This is a genomic window from Shimia sp. SK013 (assembly GCF_001292625.1).
Taxonomy (GTDB): Bacteria; Pseudomonadota; Alphaproteobacteria; order Rhodobacterales; family Rhodobacteraceae; genus Shimia.
In genome coordinates, this window is sequence record NZ_LAJH01000009.1 from 505238 (window position 1) to 523296 (window position 18059).

Genomic DNA, 18059 nt, shown 5'->3' on the forward strand with positions numbered 1-18059 from the left:
CTCAGACCTGCATGATTTCGGCTTGCTTGTTTTCAAGCGCGGCATCGACCGATTTGATAAATGTATCGGTCAGATCCTGAACCTCGGATTCCCAGATCTTCTGGTCATCTTCTGACATGCCATCATTTTTGGCCTTCTTGATCTGATCCATGCCATCGCGACGCACATTGCGGATCGACACGCGGGCATTCTCTGCATATTGCGCAGCAACGCGGGCCAATTCGGTGCGGCGCTCTTCGTTCAACTCGGGGATCGGCAACATAACGATTGTGCCATTGGTCTGCGGGTTGATGCCCAGACCGGAATTCATGATCGCCTTTTCTACGGCGCTCACCAACGACTTGTCCCAAACGTTTACCGTCACCATCCGCGGCTCAGGCACGTTCACTGTCCCGACCTGATTGATTGGTGTTTTGGAGCCATAGGCATCCACCATCACCGGCTCCAGCATCGAGGCCGAGGCTCGCCCGGTGCGCAACGAGGCAAATTCGGTTTTCAGGGCTCCCATTGCGCCATCCATACGGCGGCTCAGGTCATCGGTGTCAATTTCGATATCTTGTTCGGACATTGCTGCTCTCTCGATCGTTCACTGTCTCGTCACGCATGCACTTAGGCGACTTAGTAGAAGTTGTATAGCACCAGGCCCTGCCGGTGAAGGCCCGTGACCGTATTCTGCAAAACTCACACCCAAACGCTGTGGCGCAGGCGGCCCGCCCCTTAGATCGACGCCCTGCTTGTCGGCACAAATTGGCGCAGCCGCGAACAAACGCTGCGCGGCGTCTTGTGTGCCGACACCATCACGGATGGACGACTCGCCGCTCAACTGACTTTGGTATAGGTGCCTTTGCCCGCCAGAATGCCGCGGAAACCGCCCGGCTCATCCATGTTGAACACTATCAGAGGCAAATTGTTGTCACGCGCCAGCGCAATTGCGCTCGCGTCCATCACCTTCAGACGCTTTGCGAGAACCTCGTCATAGCTGACTTCGTCATAACGCACAGCATCGTCAAATTCCTGCGGGTCTTTGTCGTAAATCCCGTCCACGCCGTTTTTGCCCATAAAGATCGCTTCACAGGCCATCTCATTGGCACGCAACGTCGCCGCAGTGTCCGTGGTGAAATACGGGTTGCCGGTACCGGCCGCGAAAATACACACACGCTTTTTTTCAAGGTGGCGCACGGCGCGGCGACGGATATACGGCTCTGCCACCTCATCCATGCGGATCGCGCTGATCACTCGGGTAAAGACGCCTTGCGTCTCAAGCGCGCTTTGCATCGCCATCGCGTTCATCACCGTGGCCAACATACCCATGTAATCGGCGGTGGTGCGTTCCATGCCCTGCGCAGCGCCTGCAAGGCCGCGAAACACGTTGCCTCCGCCAATCACCATGCAGATCTCAACACCAAGCTCATGCACGGTTTTGATTTCTTTGGCGACACGCTCAATTGTTGGCGGGTGCAGGCCATATCCCTGATCCCCCATCAGCGCCTCCCCCGAAATCTTGATCATCACACGATTGTAAGTGGTGTCATTCAGGGAAGCGGAGTCGCTCATGTTGCATGTCCTTGCAGCGTCGATTTAGGATTGGCCGCAAAATGTCGGAAAACGCGGGCAGGTTCAATGCGAGAGTTCCCGACATCAGCATTAATCTGCATGACGTCTGGACACCATATGACCACCCTGCCCCCAATTGCGCCCGATCAACCGGTTCTTATCGCCGGACCAACCGCGAGCGGCAAAAGTGCTCTCGCACTCGAGATCGCCGACTCACATGGCGGCGTGGTGATCAACGCCGACGCGATTCAGGTCTATGACAATTGGCACGTTCTGACCGCGCGTCCGCCAGCCGAAGACATCGCGCGTGCGCCACATCTGCTTTATGGCCACCAAGCCTATGACGCCGACTACTCAGTCGGTCATTGGTTGCGCGAGGTCGCGCCTCTCCTGACCAGCGGACAGCGCCCGATCATCACCGGCGGCACGGGTCTCTATTTTTCGGCGCTCACGCAGGGCCTCGCCGAAATTCCGCCCACGCCGCCCGCCGTGCGCGACACTGCCAACGCCCGCGTCGCAACCGATGGCTTTGAGGCGCTGTTGGCCGAACTCGATCCCGAAACCACCGCGCGGATTGATGTGCAAAATCCGATGCGGGTGCAGCGCGCGTGGGAAGTTCTGACCGCCACCGGTCGCCCGCTTGCGGACTGGCAAGACGACACCCCGCCGCCGCTGCTGCCTTTGTCCCTCGCGCTGCCAATCGTTTTTGACGTCGACAAAGACTGGCTGAATGACCGCATCGCGCGCCGCTTTGATCTGATGCTGGCACAAGGCGCCTTGGAAGAAGCCCGCGCCAACCTTGCACAGTATGACCCGCAAATGTTGTCGATGAAGGCCATCGGCGCGCCTGAATTGATCGCCCATCTGCGCGGGGAAATCACGCTGGACCAAGCCCGCGAGGCCGCGACCATCGCCACCCGCCAATTCGCCAAACGACAGCGCACGTGGTTCCGTTCGAAGATGTCGGAATGGGTCAAATACCGGCCTGACGCCTGATCGCCCCCAAAGGCGATCAACCAATACTTGCAATTTTCTGACAATTGTGGACATTTGACCGCCAAATGGTTGGGAAAAATGTAAAAATACCGTCATTTATGACCAAATCCGGCGTCGGCGGCATGGCCGCCCCGCCGCCCAAAAAACCTGCCATTTCAAAACCTTCGCCCAAGCACACCGCGCCGCGCGCGTCTACAATGGCGGGCCTGCCGTCGCGCACGCAACCAACGCCTGCGGGGTTTCTCGACCTGCATCCTGCCCCGCACCAACCTCTGCCACAACCGTTGGTGCACACCATCGCGCAACACGCTGCCGGTGCGCCGTGGATGCTGGAACTGCTGCACGTTCGGACCCACCACATCCTGATCTGGACCACCCGGGGCCAAGGCCGCGTCCTGCTCAATGGTGTGCGGCGTGGTTTTGGCACGCATAACGCCATCTTTGCCCCGGCGGGCAAACTCCTGTCCATTGAACTCGGCTTGCAGGTTCAAGGTCAGGTTGCTCTCATTCCGGCGGACGAGCGGTTCTCTTTCCCCGATCGCGCCCAGCACCTGCGCCTTCAGGACGGCACCGAGCAACTCGAATTCATTGCGATGCTCGATGCCCTGCGCCGCGAGCTGCATGAAAACCGTCCCTTCATGGCCGAAGCGCTCCATGCACACACACAGCTTCTGTCGGTCACGCTGCGCCGCGACCTGCTTTCGGCAGGTGATCCGCTTCCCGCAAAGGCCGCCCAGAAACTGGCACGTGCCTATGGTGACTTGCTCTCCACATCCTTCACTCAGGGCCACACGATGGCTTGGTATGCCAACCAGCTCGGCGTCACGCCCACCCACCTCAGCCGAGTGTGCCGCCAATCCGCCGGTATGACCGCCGCTGACATGCTCTCCCAGCTGATCCAGCACCGCGCCCGGCTTCTTTTGATCACCACAGACCGGCCCATGCGAATCATCGCCGAGGATCTCGGATTCGGCAGCGCCGCGTATTTCACCCGCTTTTGCCAACAGCATTTTGGCGCCCCGCCCAGCCAGATTCGTAAGCAGGCCCGTCCCGCAAAGCAACGCCCCTGACCAACACGTCAGCCGCGATATCGGCCAAACTCGACACCAAGATGTCGTTTTTTAACCTCCATATGACGAAGCAAACCGTTGACGTGACGACCCAACCTATGCCCGAATGAACGCCAAGACACCGGACCGACGCAAAAACGCCGGCCAATCCTCACCAACTGCACAGACAGTTCGGGGGCACAACAGGGAAACAGCGCTGCCTCCCAAGCCGCGCCTGACAAGGGGAGCACATGGGACTTTTCATCCTTCGACGTTTCGGGATGATGTTGGTGACGGCACTTTGCCTGACCTACATCGTCTTCTTCATGACCAACCTTTACCCAAATCTGGAAAAGCTGGCCAAAACCCAAGGCAACTTCCGCATGAGCGAGGAAGCCGTCGACAGCTACCTCGGCAATCGCGGCTATTTGCAACCAACCCCGATCAAATATCTGCAATGGCTCGGCGTCTTGCCCGGCTTTGCAACAGAGCTTGATGACGGTCGCATCGTCGGAAAATGCGTGCGCCCCGGCGTCGCCCCCGAAGACACCCCGACATACTGCGGCATCCTACAAGGCGACTGGGGGTTTTCCACGGTCTCCAAAGAACCGGTGGCAAATGTGCTTGGCTCCCGCCTTGCCAACACCGGCAAGCTGATGTTCTGGGTCATGGTGGTGATGGTGCCCTCGGCGCTAATAATTGGTGTGCTGGCCGGCATGAACGAAGGCTCCCGCACGGACCGGACCCTCTCCACCGTGTCGATCATGTCGACCTCCACGCCTGAATATGTCTCCGGCGTGATTTTCATCGCGCTCTTGGCATCCACCCGCAACGGTCTCGGCCCTTGGCTGCATGATCTGGGGCTGATCGAGGCCAAAGCACTCTTCAAAGGCACCGCCAAATCGGCGATGGATGACGCAAACCTACGCAACTTTACGCTGCCGGTGATCACCATTGCACTTTACGGTATGGGCTATATCGCCCGCATGACCCGCGCCTCCATGGCCGAGGTCATGACCGCGCAATACATCCGCACCGCCCGCCTCAAAGGCGTCAGCTTCGGCAATGTGGTTCTCAAACACGCGTTGCGCAACGCGCTCATTGCGCCCTTCACCGTCATCATGCTGCAGTTCCCGTGGCTCCTGAACGGTGTGGTGATCGTCGAGTTCCTCTTTGCCTACAATGGCTTTGGCATGCAGCTCGTGACCGCAGCGGGCAACAACGATATCGAAATGCTTCTGGCGGTCTCGGTGGTTTCGGTCTTCGTGGTTCTGGTGACCCAGCTGATTTCGGATATCGGCTACGTCTACCTCAACCCACGCATCCGTATTTCATAAGGGAGGGACTGAAACATGGAACCACTTACCTGGACCGGCTCTTTCGGAAACATCCTCGACCCGATCTTTCAACTGGTCGTCGTTCTTTTCGCAATCGCCGTTGTCGCCCAATTCGTCGGCGCCTACGTCTTTGCGCCGATCAATGACACCTACAACACAGACGGCACGATCACCCGTGATCGTGGCACCAACGCGATGATTGGCAGCACCACACGCCTGCTGATTATGGCGCTCTGCGCCTTGGCTGCCGTCTATATCGTCGCAGGTGTCTTCGCCCCCATCGGCGCAGTCGGCATCGTCGGCGCTGTCGCCAAACAATTCGCACCCGTCTGGATCGCGCTGCTGGCCACGTTCCTTCTGTCGATCAGCTACAAACGCCGGCTCGGCCTTTATGGCAAGCTGTTTGACAGCACCATCGGCATGATCGGTTTTGCGCTGCTGATGTTCTGGGTGTACACAGCACTGTTTGTCGGTGTCTTTGATATGATTGCTGTAAACGACCCGCTCTCGCAGGTCTCACGCATGAAGAACAAACTGCCCGGCACACCTTTACCAAACATCGAGGACGGTCAATACGCCTACTACCTTCTGGGCGGTGACAACCTTGCGCGGGATGTGTTCTCCCGCATGGTGCACGGCTCTGTGGTGGTGATCCTGATCGCGCCGCTGGCCACGCTCTTTGCCTTTATGGTTGGCATCACGCTGGGTCTGCCTGCGGGCTATCTGGGTGGCAAACTCGACACCTTCCTGTCGTTCCTTGCCAACCTCGTTCTGGCCTTTCCGGTGATCCTGCTGTTCTACCTCTTGGTAACACCCGAGATCGTCGCAACAGGCATTCCGAACTACATGGCGATGATCCTGTTTGTCTTCCCGATCATCTTCTTCGGAGTGCTTTTGAACTCGCGCTACTACACCCGCCCAAAGTTGCGCAATCCGCTGCTTGCCGGTGTGATGCTGGTGATGATCTGGACCTACCTTTGTGCCATCTCAGCAGAAGGCACGGTCATCAATGTTCTGCCAGAGGCTTTGGATCTCTTTGATATCGATTCCGGCATCCTCGTGGTCTTTGTCTCGGTGGTATTTGTGAACTCGCCAACAGTGTTCCGCATCGTGCGCGGTCTGGTTCTGGACATTCACACCCGCGACTATGTTGCGGCTGCCCAAACCCGCGGCGAGGGCAAGTGGTACATCATGCTTTGGGAAATGCTGCCCAACGCACGCGGACCGCTGATCGTCGATTTCTGCCTGCGCATTGGCTACACCACGATCCTGCTCGGCACCCTCGGTTTCTTTGGCCTCGGCCTTGAATCCGAAAGCCCGAACTGGGGCAACACGATCAACGACGGGCGCAAGCTCCTCTCGATCTACCCTCACCCCGCACTGGTGCCCGCCTTCTCGCTTCTGAGCCTGGTTCTGGGCCTCAACCTTCTGGCGGACGGGCTGCGCGAAGAAAGCCTGCGTGACTGATCAAACACGGGGCAGCCACCGCTGCCCCGCGCAATCCATTCAAAGGAAGGCTGCAAAGGTTAACGACGGAGACGCGAAAACGCACTGACGCGTTACAGCCGCGATACCGACGCAATACCGAAACCGCCTTCCGCCCCAAAAGGGAGAGAGTTAATGAGCAAGATGGCAGAATACGAAGGCCCGATTCTAGAGATCGACCGCCTGTCGATTTCCTTCTTCACCCGACTGCGGGAAATCCCTGCAGTGATGGATTTTTCGGTCCGTGTGATGCCGGGTGAAGCCGTTGGCCTTGTTGGTGAATCCGGCTGCGGCAAATCCACTGTTGCGCTGGGCGTGATGCAAGATCTCGGCAAGAACGGCGAGGTTGTTGGCGGCTCCATCAAATTCAAGGGGCGTGACCTCTCCGAGATGTCCGACGAAGAACTGCGAGATGTACGTGGCAACGAAATTGCCATGATTTATCAAGAGCCTATGGCGTCTCTCAATCCGGCAATGAAGATCGGCAAACAGCTGATGGAAGTGCCGATGATCCACGAGGGTGTCAGCAAAGAAGAGGCCTACAAGCGCGCGCTTGAAGTGGTCACAGACGTGCGCCTGCCTGACCCCGAGCGGATGCTCAACAGCTTCCCGCACCAGCTCTCGGGCGGTCAGCAACAGCGCATCGTGATCGCCATGGCCCTGATGTCCAAGCCAGCGCTTCTGATCCTGGATGAGCCCACCACCGCGCTTGACGTGACCGTTGAGGCCGCCGTGGTCGAGCTGGTCAAGGATTTGGGAAAAAAGTATGGAACATCAATGCTTTTCATCTCCCACAACCTCGGTCTGGTTCTGGAAACCTGCGACCGTTTGTGCGTGATGTATTCCGGTGAAGCGGTCGAGCGCGGCTCGATAAAAGACGTGTTTGACAACATGCAGCACCCCTACACACAAGCGCTCTTCCGCTCGATCCCCCTGCCTGGCGCTGACAAAAACGCGCGACCACTTGTGGCCATTCCCGGCAACTTCCCGTTGCCTCACGAACGCCCATCCGGCTGTAACTTTGGTCCCCGCTGCGACTATTTTCAGGAAGGTCTCTGTGATGCAAACGCCATTCAAATGGTTGGTGTCAAAGGTTTTGATCGCCACACCACCCGCTGCCTCCGCTCCGAGGAAATCGACTGGAACGCGCCGATAACGGTCGCTGAACAAAAGGAAAAAGGCGAGATTGGCGAGGTCGTCCTTTCCATGAAAAACCTCAAGAAATACTATGAGGTTGCCGCCAACGCCCTTTTTGGCGGCGGTGAAACAAAGGTCGTGAAGGCCAACGAAACCCTCAGCTTTGAGGCGCGCGAATCCGAAACCCTTGCCATCGTTGGTGAATCCGGCTGCGGCAAATCCACCTTCGCCAAGGTCCTGATGGGGTTAGAAACCGCCACCGAAGGCGAGATCCTTCTGGACGGCAACCAAATCCAGGCCACGCCTATTCAGGACCGCGACACCAAGACCGTCGCAGACGTCCAGATGGTCTTTCAAAACCCGTTTGACACGCTCAACCCCTCGATGACCGTCGGCCGTCAGATCATGCGCGCGCTCGAGATATTCGGCATTGGCGAAAACGAGGCCGGTCGACGTAATCGCATGCTTGAATTGCTTGATCTGGTCAAACTGCCCCGCGCCTTTGCGGACCGTATGCCGCGGCAACTGTCCGGTGGTCAAAAACAGCGCGTCGGCATCGCCCGCGCCTTTGCCGGCGGCGCCCGAATCGTGGTTGCGGATGAACCCGTTTCAGCGCTCGATGTGTCGGTGCAGGCAGCTGTGACCGACCTCTTGATGGAAATTCAGCGCGAAGAGAAAACCACGCTCCTGTTCATCTCGCATGACTTGAGCATCGTGCGCTATCTGTCTGATCGCGTTATGGTTATGTATCTCGGCCATGTGGTGGAAATGGGCACAACCGATCAGGTATTCTCGCCCCCTTATCATCCCTATACCGAGGCTCTGCTCTCTGCGGTTCCCATCGCCGACACCTCGATTGAAAAAGAACACATCGTTCTCGAAGGCGACATTCCTTCAGCCATGAACCCTCCTCCCGGTTGCCCGTTCCAAACGCGCTGCCGTTGGAAATCCGAAGTGCCAGGCGGCCTGTGCGAGCAAGAAGTACCGCCAGTTCGGATGCTGGAAGGTGACCATCAAGTCAAATGCCACCTGGCAGATGACATCCTCGCCCGCATGACGCCAGTGATCAAAATCGCTGCCGAATAGGGTACCCGAGACATAACGCAAACAAAAAGGGCGGCGCATTTTCGCGCCGCCCTTTTTCTATGTCTTTACTCAATGCGTTGAATGGCTGCTACCCATCCACACCCATCATGATCTGAGCGTAAAACTGCACCGCACGTTCCAGATCGGCAATCGACACACGCTCGTTGATCCCATGGATGCGTGACAGGTCATCCGGCCCAAATGTCATTGGATTAAACCGATAACTGTCATCCGAAATCTTGGAAAAATGCTTGGAATCCGTGCCGGCAACCGTCAACCCCGGCACAAGGATCACATCGCCAAATGCGCCCAGCGTGGCCTGCGCAAGCAATTGAAATCCTTCACTTTGCGCACTCGATACGGGGCTCGGATGGGTTGGATTTCCACGCAGGCTAACAGCGACATTCGGGTTGTCGATCACCGTCTCTACGTGCGCGACGATGCTTTCCACAGTGTCGCGGGGATGGATGCGAAAGTTCACCACAGCCACCGCTTCCGTCGGCAACACATTTTCGGTCAGTGACGCTTGCAACATCGTCGGCGCAGTTGTTGTGCGCAACATCGCATTTGTGGGTCCGGAGCCCGACAAGATGCCTTCCAAAACTGGGCGGAACAGCCACTGGTTGGCAAAAAGCACCCGCTCAGCCAGGCCAAATTCTGGCGCGACGCTGTCAAAAAACTCGGCCGACGCATCCGTCAGCCCACCAGGCACTGGATTGGCCATCAAGCGCTCTATTGCGACCGCAAGCGCGCCAACTGCGGTGTCCGCCGGTGGCAGAGAGGAGTGCCCACCGGTCGCCTTAGCGGTAATATTGAGCGTGACGTAGCCCTTTTCTGCCACGTTGATCGAGGCCACCGGCGCCGGAAGTCCCGGCAACACGTCGTCGAGCACCATAGAGCCTTCGTCCAACGACCACTCCATCTGCACACCGCGCTCTGCAAGCATGTCAACGGCTGTTCCCGCACCTTTTTGGCCACCAATTTCTTCGTCATGCCCAAAGATGAAATATATCGTACGCTCAGGCTGAAACCCTCCAGCAATCAGCGTTTCCGCCGCTTCCAAAAGGCCGACCACACCAATTTTGTCGTCAATCGTGCCCCGACCCCAGACAAACTCAGCGTCTGTAACGCCCGCAAACGGCGCATGTTCCCAGCGATCACGTTCCGCGTCCGGCGCGGGCACCACGTCATAATGCCCAGTCATAAGAACGGGTTGCGCATCTTGGTTCTTACCCTCCCACCTGTAAATAGGCGTCAGATTCGCCATCTCGCGGCTCATCACCGCGTGCACCCCGGGATAGGTCGCCTCAATCCACTCCAAAAAGCCGAGAAACTGGCCTTCTACCAATGGATCCGCCAAATGATGGGCCACGGTTTCAAACGTCACCGCTTGGCCCATGTTGGACACGATCCGCTCCACATTGACATTCACGGTCGCAAGATCGTCCCGGCCCGTTGGCGCATAGTTTGGCGCTTTATAAAGTGCTGTCTTTACAGCCAGAACCGCAATCAGCGCCACCAGCGCCAAACCCAAATACTTAAGAACTTTCTTGATCATCCGTCCCTCCCCAGAGCAATTTTCATCACCCTAAAGGGGCAAGGCACCGTCTGGCAAAGGCGTCCTCACGTCACCCCGTCATTCCAGCAAGTGCTCGTAGCGTGCATCAGTCAGCGTTTTCATAAATGCAACCAACGCATCAATGCGCCTGTCATCCAATGCAGGCCCGTCTGTGAGGTCTTCTACCGACAGCGAATGCATCACCTCCGGCGCTTTCCAGACCTCACCGGTTTCCGGATTAATCTGCCGCTTGGGATCCTTGGAGTTGTACTTGTTATAAAACAAAACCACGGTGCGCAGGTCCTCGAAAACGCCGTTGTGCATGTATGGTGCGGTCACGGCCACGTTGCGCAAGGTCGGCGTGCGGAACTTGCCCATATGTTTGGCTTGATCCACATCAGGATTGGCCAACAACCCTCTGTCTATATGTCCTTTTTCGCCATTCATATCACGGACCGCAACATTCACCGGCACGCCGATATTGTGGTATTCGTAGTTAGAGAAGGTTTCTTTTGAATGCCTCTGGCTGCGTCGCAACTGATGGCACTCCGAACAGTTGGTGAACTGGTCTGAGAAAAACAGCACGCGCCCAAGCTCTTCCTCTTGGGTGAATGCCACATCCCCACGCAGATACCGGTCATATCTGCTGTCAAAGGGCGCAAAGATGTCTGTGCGCTCAAAGGCGGCTATCCCCGTGGTCATCGCCTCATAACCCGCGTCCGCATCCTCCAGCACACCGCGCGCGAAAAGCGCTTCCATCGCAATAACATAGTCCGGGTTTTCTGCAATCCGCGCGACAACAGCTGGCTTGTCCGCCATGCCCATTTCCACAGGGTTCAGCGGCGGTCCACCTGCCTGATCTTCAAGCGTGTTGGCCCGCCCATCCCAGAACAGCCCCCCCTCGGCATCCCCGTCCCACTCACGATCAAACTCCGGCACAAAGGCCGCATAACTGGCCGTCGGCGTATTTCGATCCCCCAGCGAAACGCCATCGTCTCCCAATGACACCGCGCGCCCGGCATCGGTTTCCCGTGGATCGACAAAGGCAAACTCCGGATCGTGACAGGTCGCACAAGACTGCGTTCGGTTCATCGACAGGTTCACGTCGTGAAACAGCGCCTCTCCCAACGCCTCAAGGCTGTCAATCGGTGCGGCCATTGCCATTGAGGTCGCAAGGGTTAGGGAAAGCACAACAACTGGACGGGTGAAAAACATCAAATGGGCCTTTTCAAAGCTTTGGACGAACCATACGCCCAAACACCTGAGGGTTCATTTGATCGGAATCAATAGCTGACTAAAATTATCTGAAATCTACCAAGTGTTAGCCACCGGCGATGACACGCACGTAATTTTGCGTTTCTTTATAGGGTGGGATTCCACCATACCTCGCAACCGCTTCCGGCCCTGCATTGTATGCGGCCAGCGCCAACCGCCACGACCCGAACCGCAAATACTGCGCCTTAAGATAGCGCGCGCCACCTTCAAGATTCTGCTGGGGATCCAGCGGATCAACCCGAAGCGAACGGGCCGTATCCGGCATCAGTTGCGCCAACCCCAACGCACCCTTGTGAGATTTTGCAGAAGCGTTCCAATTGCTTTCCTGCTTCACCAGTTTCAGGAACAAGTCGACGGGGATGCCGTGCAGCAACGCCGCCTCACGCGCCATCGCCAAATACGGGCCGCTATACGTGCCGCGATAGCTGCCATCACCCCATTTGGACGGGGTATAAACCGGCTTGGGCTGCAAACGCACAGACCCTCGGTACTGCTCGCTAGCGCGCCCATCAAGCACCTTGGTTTGATTGCTGAAAATGCGTTTTTTTGATTTGGACGACACAGTCTGCGCCGCCAAAGGCGCCGCCATCAAAGTTGCACAGCATAACAAAGCGACAAGTTTGGAAGACATAAATGCCCGCCCTAAATAATTCATTTTGCCAGTCATATCATCTCGGCTCCGATGCGCAAAACGCAAAAAACGCACTCCTTCGCAAATCGCCTCTGCCTCCTTTGGCAAAGCGAAACTGCCCGATGCCACAATTGCAGATGATCGGCGTCAGGTCCCGCTTCAGCGTTAGCCCGCCTTTCCCATGATTTTGCCCCGAACGTGATCCAAACCGGTTAAAGACTGCCGTGCCAAGTGAGATATTGCCTACCTCCAGCAATTTGCAATTCATCCACAACAAACTGCTTTCCATCCCCCTGCACCAATGGTGTAAGGTGTTCCGAAGCAAAAACAGATTCCACGGGAGACAAGGCGCATGGCCGGCTCAGTTAACAAGGTTATTCTCATCGGCAACCTGGGGCGCGACCCCGAGGTGCGCAGCTTCCAAAACGGCGGCAAAGTATGCAATCTGCGTATCGCCACGTCCGAAACGTGGAAAGACCGCAACAGCGGTGAGCGCAAAGAGCGCACGGAATGGCACAGCGTCGCCATCTTCCAAGAAGGCCTCGTGCGGATTGCCGAGCAATATCTGCGCAAAGGCTCCAAGGTCTACGTCGAAGGCAAACTGCAAACCCGCAAATGGCAGGATCAATCCGGTCAGGACCGTTACTCCACCGAAGTTGTGCTGCAAGGCTTTGACGGTGTGCTGACCATGCTCGATGGCCGCTCCGGCGGCGGTGACGGCGGCGGTGGCTTTGGTGGCGGCGGTGGCGGTCAAGGTGGCTATGATCAAGGCGGCGGTGGCTACGACCAAGGTGGCGGAAGCTATGGCGGCGGCGGCGGTGGCGGCCAACAAGGCGGTGGATCCCCTTCACGCGATCTGGACGACGAAATCCCGTTCTGATCCTTACCAAGGTTCCTACAAAGCAAACGAAGGCCGCGTTTTCTGCGGCCTTTTTCTTTTCGTGCCTCCCATCTGTGACGCGGCTTCCAGCGCACCTGCGTGCGCCCACAAAATCCCTCTACCCTCCACGCCTGCAAATCGCTAAAACCGAAGTGAACGACCATTCAGCGGGGAAACCATGTCCACCTCATCATCTTTTGACAAAGCTTTGGAAACGCGGCTCGTGGCCTATTGCGCCATCGACAGCCAAAGCGACGAACATTCGCCGTCCAAGCCATCCACAGAAATTCAACTGGATGTGCAACGCCACTTGATGGCTGAACTGGAAAAAATTGGCGCGTCTGACATTGAACTGACCAGCTATGGCGCGCTACTTGCGACGGTTCCTGCCACCGACACCAACGCCCCGACCATCGGCTTCTGCGCGCACGTCGACACCGCACCGCAGTTCAACGCCACAAATGTCAAACCGCGTGTTCACCACGCGTGGGACGGGTCCGACATCACCTATCCGGACAACCCCGATCTGCTCCTGAACACCACCACCTCCGCCTATTTGGCAGAACGCAAAGGCGACGACATCATCACCGCCTCCGGTCTGACCTTGCTGGGTGCGGACGACAAGGCTGGCGTCGCGATTATCATGACTATGGCCGAGCACCTATTGACCGCACCGGGTCTGAAACACGGCAAAGTGCGGCTGGCATTCACTCCGGACGAGGAAATCGGCCGTGGTGTCGATGCGCAATTGCCTGCCGATTTTGGCGTCGACTTTGCCTACACGCTCGATGGCGCAAAACGCGGCACAATGGAATTTGAAACCTTTTCCGCAGATGGTGGCGTGGTGACAATCACGGGCGTGTCCGCCCATCCCGGTTATGCCAAAAACAAATTGGTAAACGCGCTGCATGTGGCCGCCGCCATCGTGACGGCGCTGGATGAGGACGGCACGACGCCAGAAACCACCGACGGCTCCGAAGGTTTCACCCATGTCTACGCGCAGGACGGTGGCAGCTCGGAAACCACCCTGCGGTTTATCCTGCGTGATTTTGAAATGGATGGGCTGCAAGCACGCGGCGCGCGCCTGAAAGCGGCCTGCACCAAGGCAGAAGCCGATTTTCCCGGCGCCAAAGTCACCTGCGAGATCAGCAAACAATACCGCAACATGCGCTATTGGCTGGAGGACGACATGACGCCCGTTGACCTTGCGCGCGACGCTATGCGCGATCTGGGTATGGAGCCCTATTGCGCCGCGATCCGTGGCGGCACTGACGGCTCGCGCCTCACAGAATTGGGCGTTCCCTGCCCCAACCTGTTCACTGGCATGATGGAAATCCACGGCCCGCTGGAATGGATCTCGGTGCAGGATATGGCGCTTTCGACGCAGCTGCTGCTAACCTTAGTGAACCGTGCGGCAAGCTGATTTACCAATGCGGCCGCGCAATCATCGCGCGGCCGCTCACGCTCTCAACACATTTTTGTGACCCTACGTCAACAATCTAATCGGCCCACCTCCCCGTAACAGCTTCAATGCAAAATCAGGGAGAAGAACATGAGCTTAGTTGAAATCACCGCCAGCGGCGGGACACCCGGCCCTGCGCCGGCACCTGCAGCAACCGACTCGATTGCAACGATCGCAGCCACCAATGGCAACTTCGATATTTTGGTCGCCGCTCTTGATGCGGCGGGTTTGGTAGAAACCTTCGCCAATCCCGGTGATTTCACCGTTTTCGCGCCCACGGATGAGGCATTCACAATCCTCGCGCAGGACACGTTCGGCATCGACACCGCTGGCATGAGCGAAACAGACATCGCCGTTGCCCTCGTCGATCTGCTCGGCGTGGAAACGCTCACCAACGTTCTTTTTTATCACGTTCAGGCGGGGTCCAGTTCTCTGGACGACATCCAAGACGCCGGCAGTGTCGACACCCTGCTTGAAGGCGCCTCTTTTGGCGTGGATGGCGATACACTTAACGACGCAGATCCCGACGTTGAAGATCCCGAGTTTGTCGACGGTCTGACGGATATCGCCGCCACAAACGGCGTCATCCACGTGATTGACCGCGTGCTCCTGCCAATCGACGTCGCAGAAGTCACACCGCAACCTACAATCGCCGACATCGCCAGCACAAACCCCGCGTTTGAGGCATTGACCGGCGCACTTGTGGCCACGGGGCTTGTCGATCTCTTCACAGATCCCAACAACGACTTCACGGTTTTTGCCCCAACGGACGACGCGTTCCGCGCTTTGGCAGAGGAATTGGGCATCAATACCCATGGCGTTGCGGACGCTGATCTGCCCGCCGCACTTGTCGGCGCATTGGGCATCGATCTTGTGCGCGAAGTTTTGCTTTATCATGTGCGCCCCGGCGGTTTGTCTCTGGACGAACTTCAGGACTCCGGCCTCATCGAGACCGCACTTCCTGGTGGCAATCTGGTTATCGACGGAAATTCCGTGGTCGATCTGGATCCCGACCGGCCAAACCCGAATTTTGTGGATGGTCTGACGGACATCGAAGCGATCAACGGCGATATTCAGGTGATCGACGGTGTGCTTTTGCCCATCGACGTTGGCAGCGTCACCCCGCAATTCCTGTTTGGCGGCTTTGGTCAGGACATTCAGGTCGGCAGCGGCGCACGCGATGTGCTTTTCGGTTTTTTTGGCGACGACATTCAATTGGGCGGCGGCGGAAGCGACCGGATGTTTGGCAGCTTGGGCGATGACACAATGTTTGGCGGAGACGGCAACGATGGTATGCGTGGCGGCGTCGGCGACGACTACATGGACGGCGGCGCGGGCAACGACCGCATGTTTGGAAGATGGGGCGACGACTGGATGAGCGGCGGCAACGGCGCCGATCGCATGCAGGGTGACAGCGGACACGACACGATCGACGGTGGCAATGGCCACGATGTGATCCTGGGCAACCGCGGCGCGGACATACTGTCTGGTGGCAATGGCAACGACCACATCCGCGGCGGCGTCGGTCAAGACACCATCGACGGCGGTGCGGGGAACGACGAACTGATGGGCGGTGGCGGCGCTGACCATTTTGTCTTCACCTCACTTTCTGGCGACGACACCATTCTGGACTTCCGTTGGAATGACACGATTGTGCTCGACAGCAACGAGTTTTCGGACTTCGCGGCCGTTATGGACGCCGCGACAGTCTCAGGCGGCGAAATCACCATCACCGGCGAGAACGGCACGATCACCTTCCATGGCACAGGCATCACCGAAGGCGATTTCCTGTTCATGTGATTTTTTATTGAGACGAAAATACGAGGCGCCGGTTTGCTCCGGCGCCTTTTTTCGTTAGCGCCGCGCCAGCTCGTCGGCCAAAAGGTCGCGCACCATATCGCGCGGCACGTCAGCGGTCACAAAGGCCTGACCAATCCCACGCGCAAGTATGAACCGCAATTGGCCGTCAACAACTTTCTTGTCCTGCCCCATCAGATCCAAAAGCGCCTCCGCGTCTGGCAAATCACCGTCAATATCGGCCAGATCCACCTTCACGCCCATCGCGCGCAAGTGCTGTCGCACACGGCTGGGATCTTCCTGACTACAGAGCCCCAATCGCGCGCTCAGTTCAAAGGCCAAAGCGCAACCCACAGCCACCCCTTCGCCATGCAACAACCTGTCGCCATATCCGGTTGCCGCTTCCAGTGCGTGACAGAACGTATGCCCAAGATTGAGCAGCGCGCGGTCGCCCTGCTCGGTCTCGTCGCGCATGACAATCTCGGCTTTCATCTCACAGGACCGGCGCACTGCTGCGATGCGCGCAGACATGTCACCTTTGGCCAGCGCAGGCCCCTGCGCTTCAAGCCAGTCAAAGAACGCGCTGTCACCCAACAGACCGTATTTCACAACCTCGCCATAGCCCGCCAACAAATCGCGCGATGTCATGGTGCCAAGCACGTCCGTGTCGGCCAGCACGAGCTTGGGTTGATGAAACGCGCCAACAAGGTTCTTGCCTGCGGGGCTGTTGATGCCTGTCTTGCCGCCCACGGAACTGTCGACCTGCGCAAGCAAGCTGGTGGGGATTTGCACAAAGCTCACGCCACGGCGCAATACAGCAGCGGCAAAACCCGTCAGATCACCGATCACACCGCCTCCAAAGGCCACCACGAGATCGCGGCGCTCAACCTTCTGCGCCAAAAGCCACTCCACGGTTTGCTCCAAAAAGCGCCAACTCTTTGTGCTTTCACCCGCAGGCAACACCAAGGATTCCATCGCAATGCCAGCCACCGCCAGCCCTGCTCTCAGCGTCTCAAGATGAAGCGCGGCGACGTTCTCGTCCGTGACCACGCAAACCTGTTTGCGCGCCAGATGCGGCGCGATCAGCGCCCCGCTTTGCGCCAGCAAGCCAGGACCGATGTGAATGTCATAGGCGCGATCGACAAGGCCCACATGCACAGTTTCCATCATCTCATCAGCTCTCCGTCAACACGTCTTCGCGACTGGCCATCACACCAATCACACGGTCCGCCATTTGCTCTATGCTCAATCCCGCCTCTGCCGGAACCGGCAACTCCGCAAGGCTATAGAGCGGTACGCGGGTCTCAAAAATCTCTTCCAGCGTGCGGCGCGGATCAGGCGTGTGCAACAACGGCCGGGTGTCTTTGTGGCGCACCCGCGTCCACAAAAGCTCGACATCCGCGTCCAGCCAGACCGCCACGCCTTTCTCGGCAATCATTGCGCGGTTGATCTCCGAAAGAAACGCCCCGCCGCCAGTGGACAGGATGCAACGTTCTTCCTCCAGCAACCGCTCTATCACTTGTGTTTCTTTGCGTCGAAAAAACGGTTCGCCATCGCGCTCAAAAATCTCCGCAATGCTCATATTTGCGGCTTTCACGATCTCAGCATCGGAATCAATGAACGGCACGCCAAGTTTTGCAGCAACGACACGGCCCACGGCGGTTTTGCCGGCCCCCATCATGCCGACCATCACCACAGTTTTTTTCAGATCATAGGTCATTTCACGTCCGGGATCGGCCAAGCTTCGCCAAAATTTGCGCTTCGGCATTGAATGACGTGATCTCGCCGGAATTGCCAGTTATAAGTTATGCA

At 57.7% G+C, this 18059-nt stretch carries 15 protein-coding genes; 8 read left to right on the forward strand and 7 right to left on the reverse strand.

The window, feature by feature from the left end; translation table 11 throughout:
• Window position 1: 1 nt before the first annotated feature.
• Window positions 2–568, reverse strand: coding sequence for a ribosome recycling factor (gene frr, locus SHIM_RS04965; protein ID WP_054001486.1), 567 nt, complete (start codon window positions 566–568; stop codon window positions 2–4).
• 251 nt (window positions 569–819) lie between these two features.
• Window positions 820–1554: a UMP kinase gene (pyrH, locus tag SHIM_RS04970; protein WP_054001487.1), complete on the reverse strand. Its 735-nt coding sequence runs from the start codon at window positions 1552–1554 to the stop codon at window positions 820–822.
• 117 nt (window positions 1555–1671) lie between these two features.
• On the opposite strand from pyrH, the gene miaA reads away from it, so the two are divergent.
• From miaA to SHIM_RS04995, 5 genes are all read left to right on the forward strand, one after another.
• Window positions 1672–2550, forward strand: coding sequence for a tRNA (adenosine(37)-N6)-dimethylallyltransferase MiaA (gene miaA / locus SHIM_RS04975; RefSeq protein WP_054001488.1), 879 nt, complete (start codon window positions 1672–1674; stop codon window positions 2548–2550).
• 98 nt (window positions 2551–2648) lie between these two features.
• Window positions 2649–3620, forward strand: coding sequence for a helix-turn-helix domain-containing protein (locus SHIM_RS04980; RefSeq protein WP_193749858.1), 972 nt, complete (start codon window positions 2649–2651; stop codon window positions 3618–3620).
• 230 nt (window positions 3621–3850) lie between these two features.
• Complete coding sequence (locus SHIM_RS04985) at window positions 3851–4936, forward strand: ABC transporter permease (RefSeq protein WP_054001490.1); 1086 nt, start codon at window positions 3851–3853, stop codon at window positions 4934–4936.
• Window positions 4937–4951: 15 nt separating this feature from the next.
• Window positions 4952–6403, forward strand: coding sequence for an ABC transporter permease (locus tag SHIM_RS04990; RefSeq protein WP_054001491.1), 1452 nt, complete (start codon window positions 4952–4954; stop codon window positions 6401–6403).
• A gap of 153 nt (window positions 6404–6556) precedes the next feature.
• Entirely contained in the window at window positions 6557–8644 is a 2088-nt protein-coding gene (locus tag SHIM_RS04995; protein WP_054001492.1) for a dipeptide ABC transporter ATP-binding protein, read from the forward strand.
• An 88-nt stretch (window positions 8645–8732) separates the two neighbouring features.
• Here the strand turns inward: SHIM_RS04995 and SHIM_RS05000 are convergent, their stop codons facing one another.
• From SHIM_RS05000 to SHIM_RS05010, 3 genes are all read right to left on the reverse strand, one after another.
• Entirely contained in the window at window positions 8733–10202 is a 1470-nt protein-coding gene (locus SHIM_RS05000) for a M20 family peptidase (RefSeq protein ID WP_054001493.1), read from the reverse strand.
• Between the two features lie 78 nt (window positions 10203–10280).
• Entirely contained in the window at window positions 10281–11417 is a 1137-nt protein-coding gene (locus SHIM_RS05005; protein WP_054001494.1) for a cytochrome-c peroxidase, read from the reverse strand.
• Window positions 11418–11523: 106 nt separating this feature from the next.
• Window positions 11524–12108 carry a lytic transglycosylase domain-containing protein gene (locus SHIM_RS05010; RefSeq protein WP_054001989.1) on the reverse strand — a complete coding sequence of 195 codons (585 nt, stop codon included), beginning with the start codon at window positions 12106–12108 and terminating at the stop codon, window positions 11524–11526.
• Between the two features lie 352 nt (window positions 12109–12460).
• On the opposite strand from SHIM_RS05010, the gene ssb reads away from it, so the two are divergent.
• The 3 genes from ssb (at window position 12461) to SHIM_RS05030 (ending at window position 16250) form a co-directional block, all read left to right on the forward strand.
• On the forward strand, window positions 12461–12988 hold the full coding sequence (ssb, locus tag SHIM_RS05020; RefSeq protein WP_054001496.1) for a single-stranded DNA-binding protein: 528 nt from the start codon (window positions 12461–12463) through the stop codon (window positions 12986–12988).
• A 178-nt stretch (window positions 12989–13166) separates the two neighbouring features.
• The gene (gene pepT / locus SHIM_RS05025) at window positions 13167–14411 is read left to right on the forward strand and encodes a peptidase T (RefSeq protein ID WP_054001497.1); all 1245 of its coding nucleotides are present in this window, start codon (window positions 13167–13169) and stop codon (window positions 14409–14411) included.
• Window positions 14412–14540: 129 nt separating this feature from the next.
• Entirely contained in the window at window positions 14541–16250 is a 1710-nt protein-coding gene (locus SHIM_RS05030) for a fasciclin domain-containing protein (RefSeq protein WP_054001498.1), read from the forward strand.
• A 54-nt stretch (window positions 16251–16304) separates the two neighbouring features.
• Here the strand turns inward: SHIM_RS05030 and aroB are convergent, their stop codons facing one another.
• Entirely contained in the window at window positions 16305–17417 is a 1113-nt protein-coding gene (gene aroB / locus SHIM_RS05035) for a 3-dehydroquinate synthase (RefSeq protein ID WP_054001499.1), read from the reverse strand.
• 4 nt (window positions 17418–17421) lie between these two features.
• Window positions 17422–17967, reverse strand: a complete 546-nt coding sequence (locus tag SHIM_RS05040) for a shikimate kinase (protein WP_082358313.1) — start codon at window positions 17965–17967, stop codon at window positions 17422–17424.
• Between the last annotated feature and the right edge of the window lie 92 nt (window positions 17968–18059).